This is a genomic window from Streptomyces sp. M-16, from assembly GCF_052114405.1.
Lineage (GTDB): Bacteria > Actinomycetota > Actinomycetes > Streptomycetales > Streptomycetaceae > Streptomyces.
On the sequence record NZ_JBFRER010000032.1, the window covers coordinates 1 to 20,603 of the forward strand.

The following is a 20,603-nucleotide window of genomic DNA, read 5'->3' on the forward strand; positions in this document are numbered from 1 at the left end:
GCACCGGCGGGCACACCGGCGGGGGTACCGGCGGGGGTACCGGCGGGGGCACCGGCGGGCACACCGGCGGGGGTACCGGCGGGGGTACCGGCGGGCACGGCTGCGGCGGTACCGGCCGGCACACCGCCAGGGGCGTCGGCGGCCGCGCTCACGGGCGGTCTCCCAGGATGCGGTCCCGCAGCAGGTCGGCGGCCAGCAGGACGAGGCTGATGGCGGCGCCCGCGCAGGCGACGACGCCCGCGATGAGCGGGGTGTCGCGGCTGGCGACGGCCGAGGCCAGGACGCTGCCGACGCCCGGGTAGTTGAAGAGGGTCTCCACCACGACGGCGCCGCCGAGCAGCATGCCGGTGGAGGTGGCGAGGCCGGTGGCGATCGCGGGGACCGCGCCGGGCAGCGCGTGGCGCAGGACGACCCGGCGCACGGGCAGCCCGTCGAGGTGGGCCGCCTCCACGTGCGGGGTGCGGGCCTGGTCGGCGAGGGCCCCGCGGACGATCCGGGTGTTCCAGCCGGCCTGCGGGATCACCAGCGCCAGGACCGGCATGACCAGCATGGTCCAGGAGCCGGGCGCGCCGTCGGCGCCGGTGAGGGTGACGGCGGGCAGCCAGCCGCTCCACAGGGCGAGGACGAGGAGCAGCCCGACGGAGACGACGAACTCGGGTACCGCGAAGGCGGCGGTGGCGGCGTGCGAGACGATCCGGTCGGTGAGCCGGCCGGGGCGGCAGGCGGCCCAGCAGCCCAGGGCGAGCGAGGCGAGGACGGTGAGGAGGAAGGCCGTGCCGCCGAGCAGGAGGGTGTTGGGGAGCGGGTCGGCGAGGAGGTCGGTGACCTTCTGCCCGCGCGCGCTGGTGCCGAGGTCCCCGGTGGGCAGGGCGGTCATCCAGTCGGCGAAGCGTTCCCAGACCGGGCGGTCGAGGCCGAGCAGGTGCCGGCGCGCCTCGACGCCGGCGGCGCCGTCCCCGCGCTCGGAGCTCGCGCTCGCCGCGTCGCCGGGCAGCAGCTCGACCGCGGCGAACACCAGGGCCAGCAGGAGGACCAGCATGAGGGCCCGGCGGGCCGCCGCGGCCGCGAGGCGCAGCAGGGGCCGCAGGCGGCGCGCCGCACCGCCCTCCCCCGGCGTTCCGGGGGAGTCCGCCGCGGGCCCCGGGGCCGTGCGGCTCAGGCCAGCCACGCGTTCTCCAACTGGACGCGGCCGTAACCGGGCAACGTGGGCAGGCCCTTGACCTTGGCGACGGCGAGGTCGATGCCGTCGGCCATGCCCCACAGGAGGTAGCCGGAGCGCTCGTACTCGATCCGCTGGAGCTCCTTGAGGGCGGCGGCCCGCTCCTTCTCGTCGGCGGTGGCGCTCGCCCTGCGGTAGGCGGCGTCGAAGGCGGGGTCGTTCCAGCCGGTCTCGTTCTGCCCGGCCTCGGAGACCATGGTCTTGGAGGCGAAGAAGACCACGGAGTCGTTGGTGCCCCAGTAGGTCGTGTAGAAGTCGCCGGTCTTCCAGGTCTTGTTCCAGAAGGTTCCGGACTCCTGCTTGACGACCTCGACCTTGATGCCGGCCTCGCGGGCCTGGTGGGCGAAGAGGGTCGCGGACTCGGCGAGTCCGGCGATGTCCTCGGTGGTGACGAGGGAGTAGGTCTTCGAGAGGTCGAAGTTCGCCTCGGCGAGGAGCCTCCTCGCCTCGTCCAGGTCCCGCCCGCGCTGCGGGACGTCCTCGGCGTAGGCGGGGTCGCCGGTGCCCATGATGTCGTTGGCGACGGTGCCGTAGCCGGAGAGGACCTGCTTGACCATGGCGTCGCGGTCGACGGCCAGGCGCATCGCCTCGCGTACGCGCGGGTCGGCGAAGGGGCTGCCGGCGGCGGTGCGCATGACGATCGGCATCGCCATGTCGTTGGGGCGGCGCAGGACCCGGATGTCCTTGCGGGTCGCGGCGGTGCGGGCGGCGACGGCGCCGGCGTTGGAGGCCACGTCGATCTGGCCGGCCAGCAGGGCGTTGGCCATGGCCTGCGGGGTCTCGAACATGGTGACCTCGATGGCGTCGAGGTGCACGGTACCGCCGTACCACGTGTCGTTGCGGACCAGGCGGGCGCTGCCGCCCCGGTACCAGTCGAGCTTGAACGGGCCCGTGCCGGGGGCCTTGTCGAGGGCGCCGTCCGGGGTGTCCTTCTTCATCACGAAGGTGGTGAGGCGCGTCATCAGCGGGAAGTCGGCGTTGGCGTAGTCGGAGACGACGACGACCGTGTCCGCGCCATCGGCCGTGATGCTCTCGGGCCCCTTGACCCCGGGCAGGCGGGCCGCACCGGAGGGGGTGGCGCGCAGTCGGCGCAGCGACCAGACGACGTCGTCGGCGGTGACCGGGGTGCCGTCGTGGAAGGCGGCGCCCCCGGCGAGCCCGAAGCGCCAGGTCTTCAGGTCGGTGGAGTGCTCCCAGGAGGCGGCCAGGCGGGGCACGGTGTTGGTCTCCGCTCCCGGCACGGTGAGGGTGTCGAAGACGAGGGCGATGACGAGGTAGTCGCTCTCGTTGGCCTGGGTGCCGTGGGGGTCGCGGGTGACGGCTCCGGCGCGACCGAGCGCGCCGATACGGAGCGTTCCGCCGCTCCTGGGCCCGGTGTCCCCGCCGGGCTTCCCGTCCGTGCTGCGGCCGTCTCCCGAGGAGCAGGCGGCGAGCAGGGACGCCGCGCCCATCGCCCCGCCGGCCCAGAGCACTTGACGCCTGTTCATGTCCACGTACGCCCTCGTTCCACCAGAGCAACCGAAGTGAGTTCTTAGGTTTGCCTACCCTAAGAACAGCCCCTCCCACAAGGCGCCGAGCGCGATGGGACGCGTGTCCGAATATCAATCTCAGGCGACCGACAAGTAAGGTTTGCCTTACCTCACTTCAGTGCTACGTTCGAAGCGCTCCCCGGTTCCGCAGGCTCTCGAACGGGCTCCAACTCCCTTTTCTTCCTTGCCAGTTGCTGCCCCAGCCACCCCTCTCGGGAGAGAGCGCACCCGGAGAACCGGGCTCCCCCTGCCATCCGAAGAAACGGATCTCCTCGCCATGAGCACGGCAGCCGCCCCAGTCCGCCAGCTCGATGCCCACACCGTGGCCGGCCTCCGCCGGGCCGCGGAGAAACTCCTCGCCGAATTCGGCACCTCCGCCACGAGCCCCCGGCTCCTGGCCCGCGTCCGCGAAGTGGYCGACGGCCTCGGCGAGGACCTGCGCCGCCCGTGCCGTCCCGTCGGCACCACGGACGGCCTGTTCGTCCTGCGCGGCCTCGACGTCGACGACGCGGCCATCGGCCCCACTCCCGCGGGATGGGCGAGCGCCGGTGACAGCGGTGCCGTGTACGACCTCACCCTCCTGCTGATCGCCACCGTGATGGGCAACCCCATCGCCTGGGAGGGCCAGCAGGACGGCCGCTTCGTCCACAACATCGTTCCCTCGCCCGGCCACGAGAGCGCGCAGACCGGCGCCGGCAGCTCGGTCCTGCTCAGCCCGCACACCGAGGACGCCTTCCACCCCGGCCGCGCCCACCTGCTGATGCTCTGCTGCATGCGCAACCACGACCGCATCGCCACCACCGCGGCCGGCATCCGCCGCACCCGGCTCGCCGACGCCGACGTGGACGTCCTCACCCGACCGGTGGTGCCGATCCTGCCCGACGACGCCTACGCCGGGGCACAGGGCTACGCCGGCCAGGCGCCGCCCCCCGTCCCCGCCCTCTTCGCCACCGAGGACGGCCTGACCCTGCGCTTCGACCCGGCGTACACCCCGCTGGAGGAGGCCGACGGGGCGTACCGGTCCGCGTACGGCCGGCTCTCGGACGAACTGGCCCGGGTCTCGATCGCCGTGAGCCTGAGCCCCGGCGAGGTCCTGGTCGTCGACAACGACCTCGTCGTGCACGGCCGCGTCCCCTTCCGGGCCCGCTACGACGGCACCGACCGCTGGCTCAAGCGCGCCTCGGTACGCGTCCCCGGCCGCCGCACCCGCCCCGACGCCGAAGCCGGCGAGCACGGCTACGGCCAGAGCGCCCTCGAAGCACACGCGAGCTGACCATCCGTCCCGCACCCGGAGGACCGACCCATGACCGACACCACGGCCGGCACCGCTTCCGCAGCCGCTCCCGCCCCCGCCCCCGCCCCGGCCCCGGCCCCGGCCCCGGCCCCCGCGGACGACCGGCACCTGCGCGTCCTGTCCACCACCGACCTCGCCGGGATCGACATATCCCTGGCCGACGTGGTGGAGACGGTGGAGGACGCCTGCCGCACCCTCGACGCCGGCCTGTCCGACAACCCCCGCAAGCTCACGGTCACACCGCGGGACGGGCACTCCGTCTCCTACGCGATGCTCGGCCGCGACGGCTCCCGCGACGTCGTCGCCGTCAAGACCTCCTACAAACACGGCCTCGACAAGGGCCGCGAGGAGCAGCACTACTACACCGCGCTGACGCTCTACGACGACGTCACCGGCCTGCCCGTCGCGATGATGGACTGCTCCCGCATCGGCTCCCTGCGCACCCCCGCCGTCTCGGCGCTGCTGGCCCGCGAACTCGCCGCCCCGGCGGCCCGCACCGCCCTGGTCATCGGCACCGGTACCCAGGGCCGGCTCGCCCTGCCGTTCCTGCTGACCACCCTCCCGGACCTGGACCGGCTGATGCTGTCGGGTACGCACCCCGCGGGCATCGCAGCCGTCCGCGAACGGCTGCGCGCCCACTTCCCCGACCGGGACGTGGAGCTGGTCACCGACCTGCGGGCGGCCGCCGCGGACGCCGACGTCATCGTCGCCACGGCGGGCGGCCACACCCCGGCCGCGGTGGAGGCGGACTGGCTGCGGGCCGGCGCGCTGGCGGTCCTCGTCGGCCACGGGCTGGCGCCGTCCACCCTGCACGAGGCCGACCGGCTGATCGCCACGAGCGAGGCGCAGATGAACGTCACCGGCACGGACATGGCCGACGCCGATGGCGGACTCCCCACGGTGGACTGCGAGTTCCCGGCCGTCCTCGCCGGGCGGAGCAAGGGCCGGACCGGCGCCGACGAGCGGATCTTCGCCTACAACAGCGGTCTCGTCGTGACCGACATCGCCCTCGGACACCGCTTCGCCCAGCTCGCCCTCGCCCAGGGCCTGGGCACGGAGGTCGCACTGTGGGCGTGAACGGCACGACGAAGCCGGGCGGTTCCGCCGCGGGGACGGGTCCCGCCCCGACCGGTCCCGCCGCGGCCGGTCCCGCCCCGACCGGTCCCGCCCCGACCGGTTCCGCCGCGCCCCGCGCCGCCCTGCCCACCCTGCCGGCCCTGCCCGACGAGGCCACCGAACGGGTACTGGCGAGCGGACTGCTGCCCGAACTCGCCCACGCCTTCGGCGGCCCGTTCCACTTCCTGCTGCCCGAGGCCTTCGACACCAACCTGCGGGGCCTGCGGGAGGCCCTGGCCTCGGCCGGGGTCGAGGGGTTCGTGTACTTCGCGAAGAAGGCCAACAAGGCCGCCGTCTTCGTCGAACGCGCCGCGGCCGGCGGGGCCGGTGTGGACGTGGCCTCCGTGGGCGAGCTGCGCGAGGCCCTGGGCCACGGCACACGGGGCGAGCACCTCGTCGTCACCGGGCCCGCGAAGGATCCGGCTCTGCTGCACCTGGCCGTCCGGCACGGTGCGCTGATCACCGTCGACGCCCTGGACGAACTCGACGCGCTCGTCGCGCACGTCACGCTCGTCGACGGGGGGCTCGCCGGGCGGATCCGTCCGGCCCGGATCCTGCTGCGCTGCCTGCCGCCCGACCGGCCCCACAGCCGCTTCGGGCTCTCCGGGCCGGAACTGGCCACGGCCCTGGATCGTTGCGTGCGGGCCGGGGACGCCCTGCGCATGGAGGGGTTCGCCTTCCACCTCTGCAGCTACGACCTCCGCCCCCGGGCCGACCTCGCGGCCCGGCTGGTCGGCCTGTGCCTCACGGCGCGGGTGCGGGGTCTGGAGGCGAGCCGGATCAGCATCGGCGGCGGCCTGCCCGTCAGTTACACCGACGCCGAGAGCTGGCACGCCTTCCTCGACGGGCAGCACAGCGGTCACTACCACGCCGGAAAGACCTTCCACACCGGCGACTTCTACCCCTACCACTCCCCCGTCGCGGGCCCCGGGGCACTGGCCGCGCTCCTGGCCACCCGCCCCGAGGGCCACGGGCAGCCGCTGTCCCGGCTCCTGCGCGACTCCGGCGTGCTGCTGCTCCTGGAACCCGGACGCGCCCTGCTCCACCAGGCCGGAGCCACGGTCTTCCGCGTCCAGGGCGTCAAGGAACGCGCCGGCTACCGGATCCTGACCGTGGACGGCACCAGTCTGAGCCTGTCCGAACAGTGGTTCAACAGCGAGTACCTGCCCGATCCCGTCCTCCTGCCCCGGGGTCCCGGGGCCGAGCGGGGGACGTTCCCGGCGAGCGTCGGTGCGGCCACCTGTCTGGAGTCGGACCTGCTCACCTGGCGCAAGATCCCCTTCCCGGCCCTCCCCCGCACCGGTGACCTCCTCGTCTACCCCAACACGGCCGGCTACCAGATGGACTCCAACGAGTCCTCCTTCCACGACCTGGCCCTGCCCCCGAAGGTCGTCGTCGACCGGACCGGCCCGGCGCGCCCGCGCTGGCGCCTGGACCGCCACTTCACCTGACGTCCCCGCCCCGACCCTCTGGAGTCACCGATGCCCGGAGCGCTTCAGCGACCCGCCCTGGTATCCCGCGTATCCGAACTCGTCGGGTACACCCCCCTGCTGGAACTGGCCCGGACCGTTACCGGCAGCCGTCTGCTGCTGAAGCTGGAGATGTTCAACCCGACCGGCACGGCCAAGATCCGCATGGCCCGCGCCATGGTCGACGCCGCCGAGGCGGCGGGCGAACTCCGCCCGGGCGGCCGGATCGTCGAATCGACCTCGGGCAACACCGGCCTGGGTCTGGCGGTCATCGCCGCCGAACGCGGCTACGCCTTCACCGCCGTCGTGGACCACCACGCCTGCCCCGACAAGCTGCGGGGCATGAGGGCGCTGGGCACCGAGCTCGTCTACGTCGTGGACGACGGCGGCGGGGAACTCGCCACCGCGGCCCGCGAGGAACTCGCCGGGGACATGGCCCGCGGGCGGGACGACACGGTCTTCACCGAGCAGCACAACAACCCCGCCAACGGCGTCGGTTACTTCCCCGTGGCCCACGAACTGCACGAGGCCCTCGGCGGACGGATCGACGTGCTCATCGGCGCGGTCGGCACCGGCGGCGCCCTCTGCGGCACGGGCCGGGAGCTGGGGAAGCTGATGTCCGGCTTCACCGTCATCGGCGTCGAACCCAAGGGCTCCATCGCCTTCGGCGGCCCGGCCCACGACTACCACCAGTCCGGTACCGGCACCCCCGAGGGGGCCGGGATAGGCGCCCTCGTCGACTTCGACCTCATCGACGAGGGGGTCAAGGTCGGCGACGTCGAGGCCTTCGCGACCTGCCGCGCCGTCGCCCGTACCGGGCTCCTCATCGGCGGCTCCGCCGGAGGCGTCGTCCACGAGGCCCTCACCCGGCTGCCCTCCCTGCCCCCGGGAACGACCGTGGTCGCCCTCGTCAACGACGGCGGCGAGAAGTACATGGACACCGTTTTCGACGACGACTGGATGCGGGCCCGCGGCCTCCTCGACCCCGAGGCCGAAGGGGAGATCGAAGAACTGCTCACCACACTCCGCGGGAACCGGTAGACCATGCCCACCACTGTCCTCCGCGACGGCCGCGCCCTCGGCGCCCTCGCCGTGCCCCTGATCCTCACCCAGCTCGCCCAGGTCGCGCTGACCACGACCGACACCGTGATGATGGGGCTCCTGGGCACCCGCGAGCTCGCGGCCGGCGGTCTGGCCATCGTCGTCTTCAACCAGCTCCGCACCATGGGCGTCGGCCTCGTCACCTCCGTCGGCAACCGGACGGCCGCCGCGGCCGCGCGGGCCGAGCGGGCGGCCGGAGGGGGCGACGACGCCGCGGGGGCGAAGGCCGCGGACGACGAGGTGCGGGGCATCGTCCGGGCGAGCCTGGCCGTCGCCACGCTCGCCGGCGTCATCGGCGCCGTCCTCATGGTCCTCATCGGCCGGACCCTCGGCCTGCTGGGCCAGGACGCCGACGTCGTCGGCCCCGCCCGGGCGATGCTCCTCGCCCTCGCCCCCGGGCTGCTGCCCTGCCTGTGGTTCCAGGCCGTACGCCAGTTCACCGTCGGCATGCGCCGCCCGCAGGCCCTGCTGCGGATCACCATCGCCTCGGTCGCGGTCAACGCGGGCCTCGACCGGGTCCTGATCGACGGCACGTTCGGCCTGCCCAGGCTCGGCCTCACCGGTATCGGCGTCGCCACCTCGACCGTGTACCTGCTGTCCTTCCTCGCCCTCTTCGTCTCGGTGAAGCGGGACGAGCGGCTGGCACCGCTGCTGACCCTCGACCTCACCAAGGCCGACCCGGCCACCGTCAGGCAGCTGGTCGCCCTCGGCGTCCCCATCGCCGCCACCTACGGCTCCGAGGCCGGGTTCTTCTCGCTCACCGCGCTCATGGCCGGCTCCTTCGGACCCGAGGCCCTGGCCGCGCACACCGCCGTCAACCAGCTCGTCTACATCGTCTTCCAGGTCGCCGTCGGGCTCTCGCACGCGGCGTCCGTCAACGTCAGCCGCGAGCTCGCCCTCGGCCACCACGACGACGCCCGGCGCATCAAGAACACGGCGCTGGCCTGCGCCGCCGCCGTCATGGCCGTCGTCGGACTGGTCTACCTGACGGTTCCCCGGCTGGTCCTGGCACCCTTCCTGGACTCCGGTTCCGGTTCCGGCCAGGCTCCGGCCATCGCCGCCCAGCTCCTCGTCGTCGCCGCGTTCCTGCAGTTCTTCGACTGTGCGCAGAACATCGGCGTGGGGCTGCTGCGGGGCCTCGACGACACCAGGAGCGGGTTCCGCATCACCCTCGTCGGCTACTGGGCCGTCGGACTGCCGGCCTCCTGGATCCTCGCGTACGCAGGGGGCCTGGACACCCTCGGCATCTGGCTCGGCCTGCTCACCGGCCTCGCCACCACGGCCGTCCTGCTGCTGCGCCGCTACTCCCGCTCCCTCACCGCCCACGCCCTGGCCCACCCCGCACCGGCCACCTGCTGAGACCGCGGTCCCCCGGGGCCGCTCCCGGTCGCACAATGGGAGCGGGCACCGGGCCGGACGGACACGGCGGGAGGCACGTACCCAGTGGACGAACAGGAAAAGGACGCGCCGGGCGACCGCAGGCAATGGGCGGCGGCGGTGCTGGCGGGCCTGGGCGCGGCCGAGGACATCGACCGCACGCTCACCACGGCGCTCGACCCGCACCCGGACCTGCGCGCCGAGAACAGCGTCCGCAGGGCCCGCGCCGTCCACGCGGCGGCCCTGGGCCTGGGGCCCGCCGGATGCGCGGCCGCGGCCGGGATCCCGGAGCCGATGCTGGCCGGCTGGCGCGCCCACGACCCGGCCTTCGACACGGCGCTCGCCTCGGCTTCCGCCCTGGCCGAGGCGCACCGGGTCGGGGCCCCGGGCAAGGTCGGCGGTTTCGGGCTGCGCCTGCTGCTCCAGTCCGTGGCCAAGGGGGTGCACGCCGGGACCGCCGCGGCGATCGTGGGCCTGCGTTCCGACCAGCTGCTGCGGCTGCGCCGGGCCAACCCGCAGGTGTCGGCGCTCCTCGACGCGGCCGTCCAGCAGGCGAGGGGCCTGCGCGGGAACGACCGCCGGCCCCGGCGCGGTCACGCCTACCGGCTTGTGCACGTCAGCGACGCCGTACCCCCGGAGGAGACGGCGCAGCGCTGAGGAAACGGCAGGACGGCCCGGCGGCCCGGCGGCCCGGCGTCAGGGACGGCGGCGCGGCTTGCCGCGCTTGGCGGCCTTGGGTGCGGCGGAGCCGCCGCGGGGGTTCTTGCCGGACGTCTTCCCCGTCGCCTTGCCGCCCGCGCCGGCGCCCGGCTTCGCTCCGGTCCGGCCCGCGCCCGACTTGCCCGCACCCGACTTGGCCGCACCCGACTTGGCCGCACCGGCCTTGCGCTGCTTGGGCTGGGGCGGCGTCGGCGGACGGCCGCGGGTGCTGTTCACGGTCCGTCCCCGGACGATGCCGATGAACTCCTCCACCAGATCGGTGGTCCGCTCCTCGGGCCAGGACAGCGCGATGCGCGACTCGGGGGCGTCGGTGACCGTCCGGTAGGTGAGGTCCTTGCGGTGGTGCAGGCGGGCGAGGGACTGCGGAACGACGAGGACGCCGATGCCCGCGGCCACCAGCTCGATCGCGTCCGCCGTCGTGGCCGGGCGTTCGAAGGCGGGACGGCCCGGGAGGGTCTCCCAGCCGAGGACGTCGTCGAGGGGGTGCAGCACGATCTCGTCGGCCAGGTCCTCGGTCGACACCTCCTCCACGGCGGCCACCAGGTGGTCCTTCGGGATCACCACCACGGTCGTCTCGGTGTAGAGGGGAATCGCGCTGAGGTCCGCCCGGTCAACGGGCAGCCGCACGAATCCGGCGTCGGCGCCGCTGCCGCGCAGCGTGTCGAACGCCTCGGCGGCGGACACGCCCACGAGGGTCAGCGGGACGTCGGGCAGCCGCTCGTTCCAGATCCGCACCCACTTCGTGGGCGTCACTCCCGGGACGTAGGCGAGCCGGAACGAAGGGGGTACATCCGAGCCTGTCACTCCGCCAGGTTACCGGTCGTGGTCGGAGGTAGCGCACACGCTCGATACCCTTGACACCATGACCTCGCACCAGAGCACCCAGACGATGAAGCCCGCGACCGCGGCCAAGAAGCTGGGTGTGTACCTCGAAGCCACCCCCGCAGAGTTCCAGGAGGGTGTGGTTTCGCGCTCCGAGCTGAACGCACTCCAGTCCGAGCCGCCCGCGTGGCTGGTGGAGCTGCGCCGCAACGGCCCTCACCCGCGGCCCGTCGTCGCGGCGAAGCTCGGCGTGTCCATCGCCGGTCTCGCGCGCGGCGGGGTCACCGAGGCCCTGACCACGGAGCAGATCGAGGCCATCAAGCAGGACGACCCCGAGTGGCTCCAGAAGGAGCGCGCCACTCAGGCCGACGTGCGCAAGGAAGCCGTGCGCATCAAGGAGAAGAACGCCCAGAAGGCGCAGAAGCAGGCGGGCGACTCCCAGTAGCGGGCCCCCGGGGGCGCGGGACGCCGGCGGCGTCCGCCGAAAATCCGGTGCCCACGGAGCCCCCGGCCGCAAGACTGGCCCGATGATCACATCGGATGCCAAGAAGGACCTTCAGATCTACCTCCAGGACGCCCGCGAGGTCCTGCTGTGGAAGCTCGACGGACTCTCCGAGTACGACCTCCGCCGGCCCGTGACCCCGACGGGAACCAATCTGCTGGGGCTGGTCAAGCACGCGGCCGGCGCCGAGGCCCTGTACTTCGGAGCCGGCTTCGGGCGGCCCTTCGAGGCGACGGGGTTGTGGATCACCGGCGACGCCGAACCCAACGCGGACCTCTGGGCCACGGCCGACGAGACCCGTGAGCAGATCACCGGCCTCTACCGCGCGGCCTGCGCGCACGCGGACGAGACGATCCGGGCGCTCGACCTCGACGCCGTGGGCAGGGTGCCCTGGGGGGCCCGCAACGAGGTGACCCTCCACCACAGCCTCGTCCACATGATCGCCGAGACCGACCGGCACGCCGGGCACGCGGACGTCCTACGGGAGCTCATCGACGGCACCACCGGCCTGCGGACCGGGAGCGAGAGCCTGCCGGAGCGCGACGCCGCCTGGTGGGAGGCCCACCGGGCCCGGGTCGAGCGGGCGGCCCGGGAGGCCGGCCGCCTCGACGGCTCGGCGCCCTGAGCACGGCCCGCCCGGCACCCCGCGGGGCGCGGCGGCTCAGCCGGGCGGTGCGACCAGCCCCGCCTCGTAGGCCGTGATCACCAGCTGGACCCGGTCCCGGGCGCCCAGTTTGCCGAACAGCCTCGCCACGTGGGCCTTGGCCGTGGCCACGGAGATGAACAGCTCCTCGGCTATCTCGGTGTTCGACAGGCCCCGCCCGACCAGGACGAGGACCTCCCGCTCCCGGTCGGTCACCCCCGTGAGCGGGCGCTCCGGCCTCCGCGGCGGCCGCGCTCCGGCCCCGGCCTGCGGACCGCGGACGAAGTCCGCGATCAGCCTGCGCGTGACCCCGGGGGCGATCAGGGAGTCCCCGGCGGCCACGACCCGGATGGCGGCGAGGATGTCGTCCAGGGCCATGTCCTTGACCGCGAACCCGCTCGCACCCGCGCGCAGCGCCCCGTAGACGTGTTCGTCCTCGTCGAAGGTGGTCAGGACGAGGATCCTGGGCGCGCCCGGCCGCGCGGTGATCCGCCGGGTGGCCTCGATGCCGTCCATGCCCGGCATCCTGATGTCCATCACCACCACGTCGGGGACGTGTTCGGCCGCGAGCGCCACGGCCTCCGCGCCGGTGCCGGCCTCGGCCACCACCTCCAGATCGGCGGTGTCGGCGATGAGCACGCGCAGCCCGGAGCGCACCAGCGGCTGGTCGTCGACGAGCAGCACGCGTACGGGACCGGTCACCGGGCCGCCTCCGTCCGCACGGCGGGCAGCGGCAGCTCGGCCGCGACGCGGAAGCCGCCCTCGGGGCGGGGTCCGGCGCTGAAGCGGCCGTGCAGCAGGCTGACCCGTTCGTACATGCCGGTGATGCCGAAGCCGCTCTTCCCGGCGCGCGCGGACACCCCCCGGCCGTCGTCCAGGACCTCCACGCGCAGTTCCTCCGCCGAGAAGTCGAGGCCCACCCGGGCTCGGACACCGCCGCCCGCGTGCCGGACCACGTTCGTCAGCGCCTCCTGCACGATGCGGTACACCGACAGGTCGATGTCCGGCGGGAGGTCGCGCCGCTCGCCCGTGGTGCGTACGTCGACCCGTACCCCGGAGTCGGCCAGCGAGGCCGTGAGGGCGTCGAGGTCGGCCAGGCCGGGGGCCGGCCCCGTCGGGGCGTGGCCGCCCTCCTCGTCGGGCTGGGCCCGGCGCAGGGCGACCAGGGTCCGGCGCAGGCCCGCCAGGGTCTCGCGGCTGGTGGTCTCGATGGCGTCGAGGGCCTTGCGGGCCTCGGCCGGCTGGGTCTCGATGACCCGGCTGCCGACCCCCGCCTGGATGGCGATCACGCCGATGCTGTGGGCGACCATGTCGTGCAACTCCCGGGCTATGCGCAGACGTTCGGCGGTGAGGGCCTCGGACACCTCCGACTCGCGCAGTTCGGCGCGGTGTTCGCGGCGCTCGCGCAGCAGCAGACCGGCCGTGCCGCAGGCGCCCAGCGTCAGGAGGGTGACGAGCAGGTTGCCGGTCACCTCGTACGGGCCGTGGGCCAGGCCGGCGACGGCCGGCAGTTCCACCAGCACCACGGCGGCGCCCGCGACGGCCGCGGCCCGGCGGGTGCGGGTGGCGACGGCGATCCCGAAGACGATGGCCACGGGAACGTAGACGAGGTGGCGGTCGGTCGTCAGGTCGCCCCGCTGCGCCCCGTAGGCCACGACCGTGGCGGCGGTCAGGGTGAGGGCCAGGGCCGCGAGGGGCCGGCGCCGCAGCAGGCCCGCGAGCAGGCTGAGCCCCAGGGTCAGGACGCCGGCCCTCAGCAGTCCGGTGGCGTCGGGGGTCCCGCCGACGAGCAGCAGCGCGGTGAACGCGTAGAGGAGCGCCCCGCCCCAGTCCAGGAGGGCGGAGCCGCGTGCACGGCCTGTCGTCGGCGGAGCGCTCCGCGTTGTTCTGTCCATGTCGCGACAGTAACGGGCGCCTCCCGCCCGGGCATCGGCCCCGGGGCGTACGCCCCCGGGCGGGGCCCGCTTCGCTGAAACCCGTTCGGCCGTGCGGCGTTAGAAGGGCGGAGCGGAGCGGGCGCACGAGCCCCGCGCCGGTCGGGCCCTTGTCCATACGAGTGCGACGAACGAGTACGAGGAGCGAGATGAACCAGCCGACGCAGGCCGGACCCGGCCGCAGGAGACTGGCGGCCCACTGCCGGAGGATCGCCGAGGACCCGTCCTTCGGGATGGCCGTCTTCGTCGTGATCCTGCTCAACGCCGGGCTGATGGGCGCCGAGACCTACAGCGGGCTGGCCGACGCGCACCGCAGGGTCCTGCAGCTGGCGGAGAGCGGCTGCCTGACCCTGTTCACCCTGGAGATGCTGCTGCGCCTGGGCGCGTACGCGGACCGGCCGAAAGCATTCTTCCGGGATCCCTGGAACATCTTCGACCTGCTGATCGTCGCCTCGGCCTTCCTGCCGTTCCTGCGCGAGAACACCACCGTGCTGCGGCTGCTGCGGCTGGCCCGCGTGCTGCGCACCGCCCGGTTCCTGCCCCACCTGCGGATCCTGCTGCTGGCCGTCGGGCGCAGCCTGCCGGGCACGGCCAGCTTCCTGTTCGTCGGGGCGCTGGTGCTCTACGTGTACGCGATGGTCGGCTGGGTCTGCTTCGCGCAGTCCGACCCGGGCCACTACGGGTCGATCGGGCGGGCCATGCTCACCCTGTTCCTGCTGACCACCCTGGACGGCCTGACCGATGCCGTCCGGGCCGGTCTGGAGATCTCCCGGTTCAGCATCGTGTACTACGCCTCCTACGCGCTGCTCGCCTCCTTCGTGCTGGTCAACGTCCTGATCGGCGTGGTGCTCAACTCGCTGGACGAGGCGCGCGAGATGGAGGAGGCCGAAGCCCGGGCCCGTGAGCGCGCGGCGAACGACACGGATCCGGCCGACGAGGTCCGCGACCGGATCGTCGCGGCCCGTCTCGCCCTGGACGACCTGGAGGCGAGCCTCTCCCAGCTCCGCGCCACCCCGGCACCCCTCCCGGAACACGAGCGGGAACGCCGGCTCGAATCGGCCGTCTAGACGACCCGATGGCGAGGCCCTCGAAGGTCCGCCGCCCTGTCGTCCCGGGTGGAGCCGGCCTTCGAGGGTGTCGTCGGGCGACTCGACCGGCGCCCGGCCGTCGCGTTCCCCCGATCTCGTCGTCGGTCGGCGCGTACATTGCGATCACGAGGGGGCCGGGGCAGCACAGGGGGGAGACGGTCGTGGCGGAATGGGACGGCAGGACCGCGTTGGTGACGGGCGGCTCGCGCGGGATCGGGCGCGCGGTCGCCCTGCGGCTCGCCGCCGAGGGGGCGCTGGTCGCGGTCCACTACGGCGGCGACCGGGCGGCCGCCGCGCAGACCGTGGCGCTGATCGCCGAGGCCGGCGGCCTGGCGTTCGCCGTGCAGGCCGGGTTCGGCGAGAGCGGTGCGGTGGACCGGTTGTTCGAGCAGCTCACAGCCGGGCTGGCCGACCACGGCGCCGAGGGCCTCGACATCCTGGTCAACAACGCGGGCATCCACTCGGTCGGTTCGATAGGGCAGCTCACCGAGGAGGAGTTCGAACGCCTGCTCGCGGTCAACGTGCGCACGCCGGTCTTCGTGATCCAGCGGGCGTTGCCCCTGCTGCGGGACGGCGGGCGGATCGTCAACATCGGCTCGGCGGCCACCCGGATCGCGAACCCCCTCCAGATCGGCTACACCGTCACCAAGGCGGCCCTGGCCGCCCTCGGCCCCTCGCTCGCCAACGAGCTGGGCCGGCGCGGGATCACCGTGAACACGGTCGAACCCGGCGTGGTACTGACCGACATGACCGCCGGGTGGACCGGCGCTCCCGAGGCGGTGGCCGGACTCGAATCGATCACCGCGCTCGGACGGATCGGCGAGCCGGGGGACGTCGCGGACGTGGTGGGGTTCCTGGCGGGCCCGCAGGGCCGCTGGGTGACCGGCCAGACCATCGACGTCTCCGGCGGCACCTACCTCGGCCCGATCACGGGCGGGTGATCCGCCGCCCGGGGCGGGTACCGGCGCGTTGACCTCGGACCGGGCGGGGCGGAACTTCGGATCCACTCGTCCGGCCGCGGCCCCCCGCCGGGGCCCGCCGGGATGTGACGGAAGTCTGACGGACGGCCGCCGCGCCTGGTGTCCGGGACCGTACCGGTGGTCGAATCGTCGGGTGAGCACGGATACGCGTACGCAGGACCCCGACGGGCACGGTGCCCCCGTCGGGCGGCGGCTGCTCCTCGGCACCGTCGCCGCCGGCGCCGCCGCACTGGTCGCCGCGCCCGCCCTGCGCCGGGGCGTGGAGGCCGGACTGGGGGCGGCCGCCGACCGGGATCCGACCGGTCTGACCGGGCTGCTGCCGAACGGCGGCGGTTTCCGGTACTACTCGGTCGCCGCGTCCGTGCCGGAGCGCGGAGCGGCCGACTACCGGCTGCGCGTCGACGGCCTGGTGGAGCGGCCGATGACCTACGACCTGGCCGCGCTGCGCCGGCTGCCGCAGACCCGGGTGGTGCGCGACGTGCAGTGCGTGACCGGCTGGCGGGTCCCCGGTACCTCCTTCGAGGGCGTCCCGGTGATGCGCCTGCTCGACGCGGCGGGGGTGCGGCCCGAGGGCCGGGCCATCCGGTTCACCTGCTTCGACGGGACGTACACCGAGAGCCTCACCCTTGCGCAGGCGCGGCGCGACGACGTCATGGTGGCCCTGAGCATGCAGGACCGGCCGCTGGAGCACAGCCACGGCGGGCCGGCCCGGCTGTACGTGGCGCCCATGTACTTCTACAAGTCGGCGAAGTGGCTCTCGGGCATCACCGTGACCCGCGAGGCCGAACCCGGCTACTGGGAGGAGCTCGGTTATGACGTGGACGCCTGGGTCGGCCGGTCGAACGGACGCGACGATGCCCCGACCGTCTGAGGCCCGGCCGTCCGGCCCGGCCGAGCGGGTGCAGCGGTTCACCCGGGCCGAGCGCTGGGTGCACCGGGCCACGGCCGCCCTCATGGGGGTCTGCCTGGTCACCGCCGGCTGCCTGTACCTGCCGCCGCTCGCCGAGCTGGTCGGGCGCCGGCACCTGGTGGTCACGGTCCACGAGTGGGCCGGTCTGGCGCTGCCCGTGCCCGTCCTGCTGGGGCTCGCCTCGCGCGCCTTCCGGACCGACCTGCGGGTGCTGAACCGCTTCGGCCCGCACGACCGGGTCTGGCTGCGCTCCGCACTGCGCCGCCGGGGCCCGCGCCCGGCCGGGAAGTTCAACGCCGGGCAGAAGCTCTGGGCGGCCTGGCTCGCCGGGGCGGTGCTGGTGATGCTGGGCACCGGGCTGCTGATGTGGTTCACCCGRCTCGCGCCGCTGCTGTGGCGGACCGGCGCCACCTTCGTCCACGACTGGCTGGCCCTGGCGCTGGGCGTCGTACTGGCCGGGCACATCGGCAAGGCCCTGGGCGATCCGGAGGCCCGGCGCGGGATGCGCACCGGTTTCGTCGGGCGGTGGTGGGCCGACGCCGCGCATCCGCTGTGGCGGCCCGGGGACTGAGCCCCCGCCGTTCGGGCGGGGGCCGGCCCGGGTCAGCCTCCGTCGCGGACGGCGACGATGCCGTTGAACACGCCGACGTAGGCGGTGCCGTCGGGACCGAGGGTGATCGGCGCCCAGTTGTTGTCGTACAGCGGCCCGGTTCCCGTCAGCTGCCGCCAGCGGCGCTCACCGGTGCGGAAGTCCACCGCGGTGAGGTACCAGGCGTCGATGCCCCAGGAGTTGGGCTCCTTCTCGTAGAAATAGAGCAGCCCGTTGCCGGTGGAGAGCTTGGGGACGACGGAGGGCGAGCGGATCGCGCTCTGCCACACCGTGTCGCAGCCGCTGCCGTCGGCGCGGACGTCGATGCGGCTGACGCCGCCGGTGACCGACTTGCCGAGGAGCAGCGAGGTGGGGTTCTCGTAGCCGTAGTTGTTCTCGACGACGATGCTGTTGCCCCAGGTGATCAGGGAGTTGTCGGTGGTCGAGGCGCCGGAGCCGAAGACGGGCACCTTGCAGACCAGCCGCCGGTCGGCGGGGACGTCCGCGCCCCGCCGGTAGACGAGGACGTTCATCCGGTCGTCGGCGTTGTCGGTGATGGCGACGTAGCCGTTGCCGAAGAGGTCCGGGGTGGTGCCCGAACCCTGGTTCACGGAACCGGGCTTGGTGCCGGTCCCGCGGTCGTACGTCTGGCGCCACTGGGCCTCGGGGGTGCCGTCGGCGGTGGCGCGGAAGCTGTAGAGCGCGTGGTCGGTGACGATGGAGACCCCGTCCTCGGCGACCGAGAAGGAGTTCTGGATCTCCTCGCCCTCCAGGCGGATCGAGCGGATCGCGCCCGTGCCCGGGTCGACGGTGCCGACGCGGCCCTGCCGGGTGACCCACCAGATGCGGCCGTTCCAGTCGGGCATGACGGAGGTGACCGGGTCGCAGGTGCCGCTGGGCCACAGGTTGGTCCAGCTGACGCAGTCGTGGGGCACCTGGCCGGTGAGGTCCCAGTCGTTCTCGACGGTGAACTTCCAGCTGCCGTCGGGGTTCTGGCCGTGGGCCAGGCGCAGGACGTGCTGGCGGGAGTCGGCCAGTACGGCCCGGTCCTGGTCGTCCAGGTAGAAGTAGGCGCCGCCGGAGGTGTCCTTGAAGATCTTCGCGAAGTCGAGGGAGGTGATCGCCTCGACCGTCGAAGAGCGCTGCGGGAGCTGGTACTCCGCGAGCGTGGCGAGCGTACGGGGCTCCAGGAGCTTGACCTTGAAGCCGGAGAAGGTGCCGCAGACGGTGACGAGCCGGCCGCCCGCGTCGAAGGTGGCGGTGGCGCACTCACCGCCGAGGGCGGCGATCTTCTCGCTGGTGACCTGCGGGTTCCTGCCGAGCGGGCCGGACCAGGGAGAGGTGGCGCTGCCGGCCGCGTCGGAGTGCATGCCGCTGCGGCCGTTGGGCGCGAGGAAGGGGTGCTGCGGCGGGGCTTCGCCGGGCAGCGGCGCCTCGGCGGCGGGGCTCCCCTGGTAGTGGCTGACCAGGCGGTGGCCGGGAGCCTTGGGGATCTCCTCGGCATGGGCCGGGGAGATCCCGCCGATCACCGTCAGGGCGGCGACGGCGGGGGCCACGGCGCAGTTCAGCGCTCTTCGGAACATCCGGTCGTCCTCCTTGTTCCATCGTGTTGTTGACATTGCGTCTGACATCGCGCCGCCGCCCGACGCTAGAGCGCACTGTCCGAGGAGTCCATGGATGATCCGGATGATTCACGTGGGCGCAACAGTCGATCATCCGTCCGCGATGTCGCTCCAGTGGGCCGTACGGTCGCACCACCGGCCGAGCAGCACCGGATCGTGGCCCACCGCGAGCAGTCCGGCTCCGGTCTCCCTCCGGTACTCCTCCACCACCGCGACCAGGGCCGCCGTGGTGGAGGCGTCGAGCATCGCGGTCATCTCGTCGCAGACCAGCCAGCGCGGCCGCAGCACCAGTGCGCGGGCCACGCAGGCGCGTTGCAGCTGCCCGTCGCTGACCTCGTGGGGGCGCCGGGCGAGGAGGTCCGGGCCGAGGCCGACCCGCTCGGCCAGTTCGGCGACGGTCGCCCGCGCCCCGGCCCCGCGGCCCGTTGCCCGAAGCGGCTCCGCGACGAGGTCGCGCAGTCTGAGGCGGGGGTCCGCGGCGAGCCTGGGCTGCTGGAAGACGAGGCCGACCTCGGTGCGCAGGGAGCGCGGGGCCCGGTGCCGGAAGCCGGTCACGGTGCGGCCGCCGAGGACCACCGTCCCCCGGTCGGGCCGGTGCAGCAGGGCGGCGACCCGGGCCAGGGTGGACTTGCCACAGCCGCTGGGCCCGAGCAGCCCGAGGGCCTCGCCGGGGCGCAGCGCGAGGTGTGCGTCGCGGACGACGGGCCGGCGGCGGTCGTAGCCGGCGGTGATGCCCCGGAGCTCAAGCACGGTGGCAGACCACCCCTTCGGTCGGCGGGGGCCGCACGGCCCGGCAGGTGGCGTCGGCCAGGGCGCAGCGGGCGGCGAAGGCGCAGCCGGGCGGCAGGTCGCCGAGTTCGGGCGGGGCTCCGGGGATCGGGGTGAAGGCGCGCTCGGGGAGGGCGTCGAGCAGGCCGCGGGCGTAGGGGTGGCGGGGGGCGGGTGCGCCGAAGAAGGCTTCGGCGGGGGCGAGTTCCACGATCCGGCCCGCGTACATGACGGCGACGGTGTCGGCGACGCGCCGGGCCGCGGCCAGGTCGTGGGTGATCATCAGCAGGGCCCGGCCGGCGTCCCCGGTGTGGGCGCGCAGTTCGTCGACGGTGCGGTCGACGAGGTCGCGGTCGAGGCCGGTGGTCGGCTCGTCGGCGAGGAGCAGGGGGGCGTCCCCGACGAGCGCGAGGGCGGTGGCGGCGCGCTGGGCGAGGCCGCCGGAGAGTTCGTGGGGGTGGTGGTCGAGGTGGTCGGCGGGGAAGGCGGCCCGCGCGGCGGCGGTCTCGGCGGCCGCCCGCAGCCGCGCCTTCCCGCCCTGCGGGGCGAGCAGTTCCCGGACGGTCTCCTGGAGGTGGGAGCGGACGGTGCGGACCGGGGTGAGGTGCGCGGCGGGGCTCTGCGGGACCAGGCCGACGCGTCGGCCGCGGACGGTGCGGGCCAGGGTCCTCTCGTCGGCGGCCAGCAGGTCGAGGCCGTCGGCGAGCCGGGCCGACCCGGCGGTCTCGGCGTTGCCGGGGAGCAGGCCGAGGAGCGCGGAGCCGAGGACGGACTTGCCGCAGCCGCTCTCGCCGACTAGCGCGAGGCAGCTGCCGGGGCCCAGCTCGAAGGCGGCGTCGGTGACGGCCTCGACGTGACGTCCGCCCCGCATCCGGAAGCGGACGCTGAGCCCCTCCACGCGCAGGACGGGGGACGGACGC

The 20,603-nt window shown here is 74.1% G+C and carries 20 protein-coding genes; 12 read left to right on the forward strand and 8 right to left on the reverse strand.

Annotated features, from left to right (window positions below; translation table 11 throughout):
- Window positions 1-148 precede the first annotated feature (148 nt).
- Window positions 149-1,039 carry an ABC transporter permease gene (locus AB4039_RS16970; RefSeq protein ID WP_442271147.1) on the reverse strand — a complete coding sequence of 297 codons (891 nt, stop codon included), beginning with the start codon at window positions 1,037-1,039 and terminating at the stop codon, window positions 149-151.
- A gap of 116 nt (window positions 1,040-1,155) precedes the next feature.
- Window positions 1,156-2,706 carry an ABC transporter substrate-binding protein gene (locus tag AB4039_RS16975; protein WP_442271106.1) on the reverse strand — a complete coding sequence of 517 codons (1,551 nt, stop codon included), beginning with the start codon at window positions 2,704-2,706 and terminating at the stop codon, window positions 1,156-1,158.
- A gap of 319 nt (window positions 2,707-3,025) precedes the next feature.
- Here AB4039_RS16975 and AB4039_RS16980 point away from each other — a divergent pair, with 319 nt between their 5' ends.
- From AB4039_RS16980 to AB4039_RS17005, 6 genes are all read left to right on the forward strand, one after another.
- The gene (locus tag AB4039_RS16980; protein ID WP_442271107.1) at window positions 3,026-4,021 is read left to right on the forward strand and encodes a TauD/TfdA family dioxygenase; all 996 of its coding nucleotides are present in this window, start codon (window positions 3,026-3,028) and stop codon (window positions 4,019-4,021) included.
- Window positions 4,022-4,051: 30 nt separating this feature from the next.
- The gene (locus AB4039_RS16985) at window positions 4,052-5,119 is read left to right on the forward strand and encodes an ornithine cyclodeaminase family protein (RefSeq protein WP_442271108.1); all 1,068 of its coding nucleotides are present in this window, start codon (window positions 4,052-4,054) and stop codon (window positions 5,117-5,119) included.
- A gap of 122 nt (window positions 5,120-5,241) precedes the next feature.
- On the forward strand, window positions 5,242-6,609 hold the full coding sequence (locus AB4039_RS16990) for an alanine racemase (RefSeq protein WP_442271148.1): 1,368 nt from the start codon (window positions 5,242-5,244) through the stop codon (window positions 6,607-6,609).
- A gap of 30 nt (window positions 6,610-6,639) precedes the next feature.
- Window positions 6,640-7,668, forward strand: coding sequence for a cysteine synthase family protein (locus AB4039_RS16995; RefSeq protein WP_442271109.1), 1,029 nt, complete (start codon window positions 6,640-6,642; stop codon window positions 7,666-7,668).
- A 3-nt stretch (window positions 7,669-7,671) separates the two neighbouring features.
- Window positions 7,672-9,087 carry an MATE family efflux transporter gene (locus AB4039_RS17000; RefSeq protein WP_266837432.1) on the forward strand — a complete coding sequence of 472 codons (1,416 nt, stop codon included), beginning with the start codon at window positions 7,672-7,674 and terminating at the stop codon, window positions 9,085-9,087.
- A gap of 84 nt (window positions 9,088-9,171) precedes the next feature.
- The gene (locus AB4039_RS17005; protein WP_266837434.1) at window positions 9,172-9,762 is read left to right on the forward strand and encodes a hypothetical protein; all 591 of its coding nucleotides are present in this window, start codon (window positions 9,172-9,174) and stop codon (window positions 9,760-9,762) included.
- A gap of 39 nt (window positions 9,763-9,801) precedes the next feature.
- Here the strand turns inward: AB4039_RS17005 and AB4039_RS17010 are convergent, their stop codons facing one another.
- Entirely contained in the window at window positions 9,802-10,629 is an 828-nt protein-coding gene (locus AB4039_RS17010) for a LysR family substrate-binding domain-containing protein (RefSeq protein ID WP_266837436.1), read from the reverse strand.
- Window positions 10,630-10,687: 58 nt separating this feature from the next.
- On the opposite strand from AB4039_RS17010, the gene AB4039_RS17015 reads away from it, so the two are divergent.
- Window positions 10,688-11,092, forward strand: coding sequence for a DUF5997 family protein (locus tag AB4039_RS17015; protein WP_266837438.1), 405 nt, complete (start codon window positions 10,688-10,690; stop codon window positions 11,090-11,092).
- Window positions 11,093-11,174: 82 nt separating this feature from the next.
- Window positions 11,175-11,774, forward strand: coding sequence for a DinB family protein (locus AB4039_RS17020; protein ID WP_442271110.1), 600 nt, complete (start codon window positions 11,175-11,177; stop codon window positions 11,772-11,774).
- Between the two features lie 36 nt (window positions 11,775-11,810).
- Here the strand turns inward: AB4039_RS17020 and AB4039_RS17025 are convergent, their stop codons facing one another.
- Together AB4039_RS17025 and AB4039_RS17030 are read right to left on the reverse strand one after the other, a co-directional pair.
- Window positions 11,811-12,494 (reverse strand): response regulator, encoded by a 684-nt coding sequence (locus AB4039_RS17025; RefSeq protein ID WP_442271111.1) that lies wholly within the window; start codon window positions 12,492-12,494, stop codon window positions 11,811-11,813.
- The gene (locus AB4039_RS17030; RefSeq protein WP_266837444.1) at window positions 12,491-13,687 is read right to left on the reverse strand and encodes a sensor histidine kinase; all 1,197 of its coding nucleotides are present in this window, start codon (window positions 13,685-13,687) and stop codon (window positions 12,491-12,493) included. Before AB4039_RS17030 ends, AB4039_RS17025 begins: the two co-directional genes overlap by 4 nt.
- A 188-nt stretch (window positions 13,688-13,875) precedes the next feature.
- Between AB4039_RS17030 and AB4039_RS17035 the strand changes: the two genes are divergently transcribed.
- The 4 genes from AB4039_RS17035 to AB4039_RS17050 all read left to right on the forward strand — a co-directional run bounded on the left by AB4039_RS17035 (window position 13,876) and on the right by AB4039_RS17050 (window position 17,275).
- On the forward strand, window positions 13,876-14,793 hold the full coding sequence (locus AB4039_RS17035; RefSeq protein ID WP_266837446.1) for an ion transporter: 918 nt from the start codon (window positions 13,876-13,878) through the stop codon (window positions 14,791-14,793).
- Between the two features lie 182 nt (window positions 14,794-14,975).
- Window positions 14,976-15,755, forward strand: a complete 780-nt coding sequence (locus AB4039_RS17040) for an SDR family NAD(P)-dependent oxidoreductase (protein ID WP_442271112.1) — start codon at window positions 14,976-14,978, stop codon at window positions 15,753-15,755.
- Window positions 15,756-15,927: 172 nt separating this feature from the next.
- Window positions 15,928-16,665, forward strand: a complete 738-nt coding sequence (locus AB4039_RS17045; RefSeq protein WP_266837450.1) for a molybdopterin-dependent oxidoreductase — start codon at window positions 15,928-15,930, stop codon at window positions 16,663-16,665.
- Window positions 16,649-17,275: a cytochrome b/b6 domain-containing protein gene (locus AB4039_RS17050; protein ID WP_266837452.1), complete on the forward strand. Its 627-nt coding sequence runs from the start codon at window positions 16,649-16,651 to the stop codon at window positions 17,273-17,275. Before AB4039_RS17045 ends, AB4039_RS17050 begins: the two co-directional genes overlap by 17 nt.
- A 32-nt stretch (window positions 17,276-17,307) precedes the next feature.
- Here AB4039_RS17050 and AB4039_RS17055 read toward each other — a convergent pair whose 3' ends face one another.
- From AB4039_RS17055 to AB4039_RS17065, 3 genes are all read right to left on the reverse strand, one after another.
- On the reverse strand, window positions 17,308-18,876 hold the full coding sequence (locus AB4039_RS17055) for a hypothetical protein (protein WP_442271113.1): 1,569 nt from the start codon (window positions 18,874-18,876) through the stop codon (window positions 17,308-17,310).
- Between the two features lie 129 nt (window positions 18,877-19,005).
- The gene (locus AB4039_RS17060) at window positions 19,006-19,665 is read right to left on the reverse strand and encodes an ATP-binding cassette domain-containing protein (protein ID WP_266837456.1); all 660 of its coding nucleotides are present in this window, start codon (window positions 19,663-19,665) and stop codon (window positions 19,006-19,008) included.
- Window positions 19,658-20,554, reverse strand: a complete 897-nt coding sequence (locus AB4039_RS17065; RefSeq protein ID WP_442271149.1) for an ABC transporter ATP-binding protein — start codon at window positions 20,552-20,554, stop codon at window positions 19,658-19,660. Before AB4039_RS17065 ends, AB4039_RS17060 begins: the two co-directional genes overlap by 8 nt.
- Between the last annotated feature and the right edge of the window lie 49 nt (window positions 20,555-20,603).

Bases quoted from the DNA above. Each gene is read 5' to 3' on its own strand.
- AB4039_RS17030 (WP_266837444.1), bottom strand. From the start codon at position 13,687: ATGGACAGAACAACGCGGAGCGCTCCGCCGACGACAGGCCGTGCACGC.
- AB4039_RS16995 (WP_442271109.1), top strand. From the start codon at position 6,640: ATGCCCGGAGCGCTTCAGCGACCCGCCCTGGTATCCCGCGTATCCGAA.
- AB4039_RS17000 (WP_266837432.1), top strand. From the start codon at position 7,672: ATGCCCACCACTGTCCTCCGCGACGGCCGCGCCCTCGGCGCCCTCGCC.
- AB4039_RS17055 (WP_442271113.1), bottom strand. From the start codon at position 18,876: ATGTTCCGAAGAGCGCTGAACTGCGCCGTGGCCCCCGCCGTCGCCGCC.
- AB4039_RS17035 (WP_266837446.1), top strand. From the start codon at position 13,876: ATGAACCAGCCGACGCAGGCCGGACCCGGCCGCAGGAGACTGGCGGCC.
- AB4039_RS16970 (WP_442271147.1), bottom strand. From the start codon at position 1,039: ATGCTGGTCCTCCTGCTGGCCCTGGTGTTCGCCGCGGTCGAGCTGCTG.
- AB4039_RS16985 (WP_442271108.1), top strand. From the start codon at position 4,052: ATGACCGACACCACGGCCGGCACCGCTTCCGCAGCCGCTCCCGCCCCC.
- AB4039_RS17020 (WP_442271110.1), top strand. From the start codon at position 11,175: ATGATCACATCGGATGCCAAGAAGGACCTTCAGATCTACCTCCAGGAC.
- AB4039_RS16975 (WP_442271106.1), bottom strand. From the start codon at position 2,706: ATGAACAGGCGTCAAGTGCTCTGGGCCGGCGGGGCGATGGGCGCGGCG.
- AB4039_RS17015 (WP_266837438.1), top strand. From the start codon at position 10,688: ATGACCTCGCACCAGAGCACCCAGACGATGAAGCCCGCGACCGCGGCC.
- AB4039_RS17065 (WP_442271149.1), bottom strand. From the start codon at position 20,554: ATGCGGGGCGGACGTCACGTCGAGGCCGTCACCGACGCCGCCTTCGAG.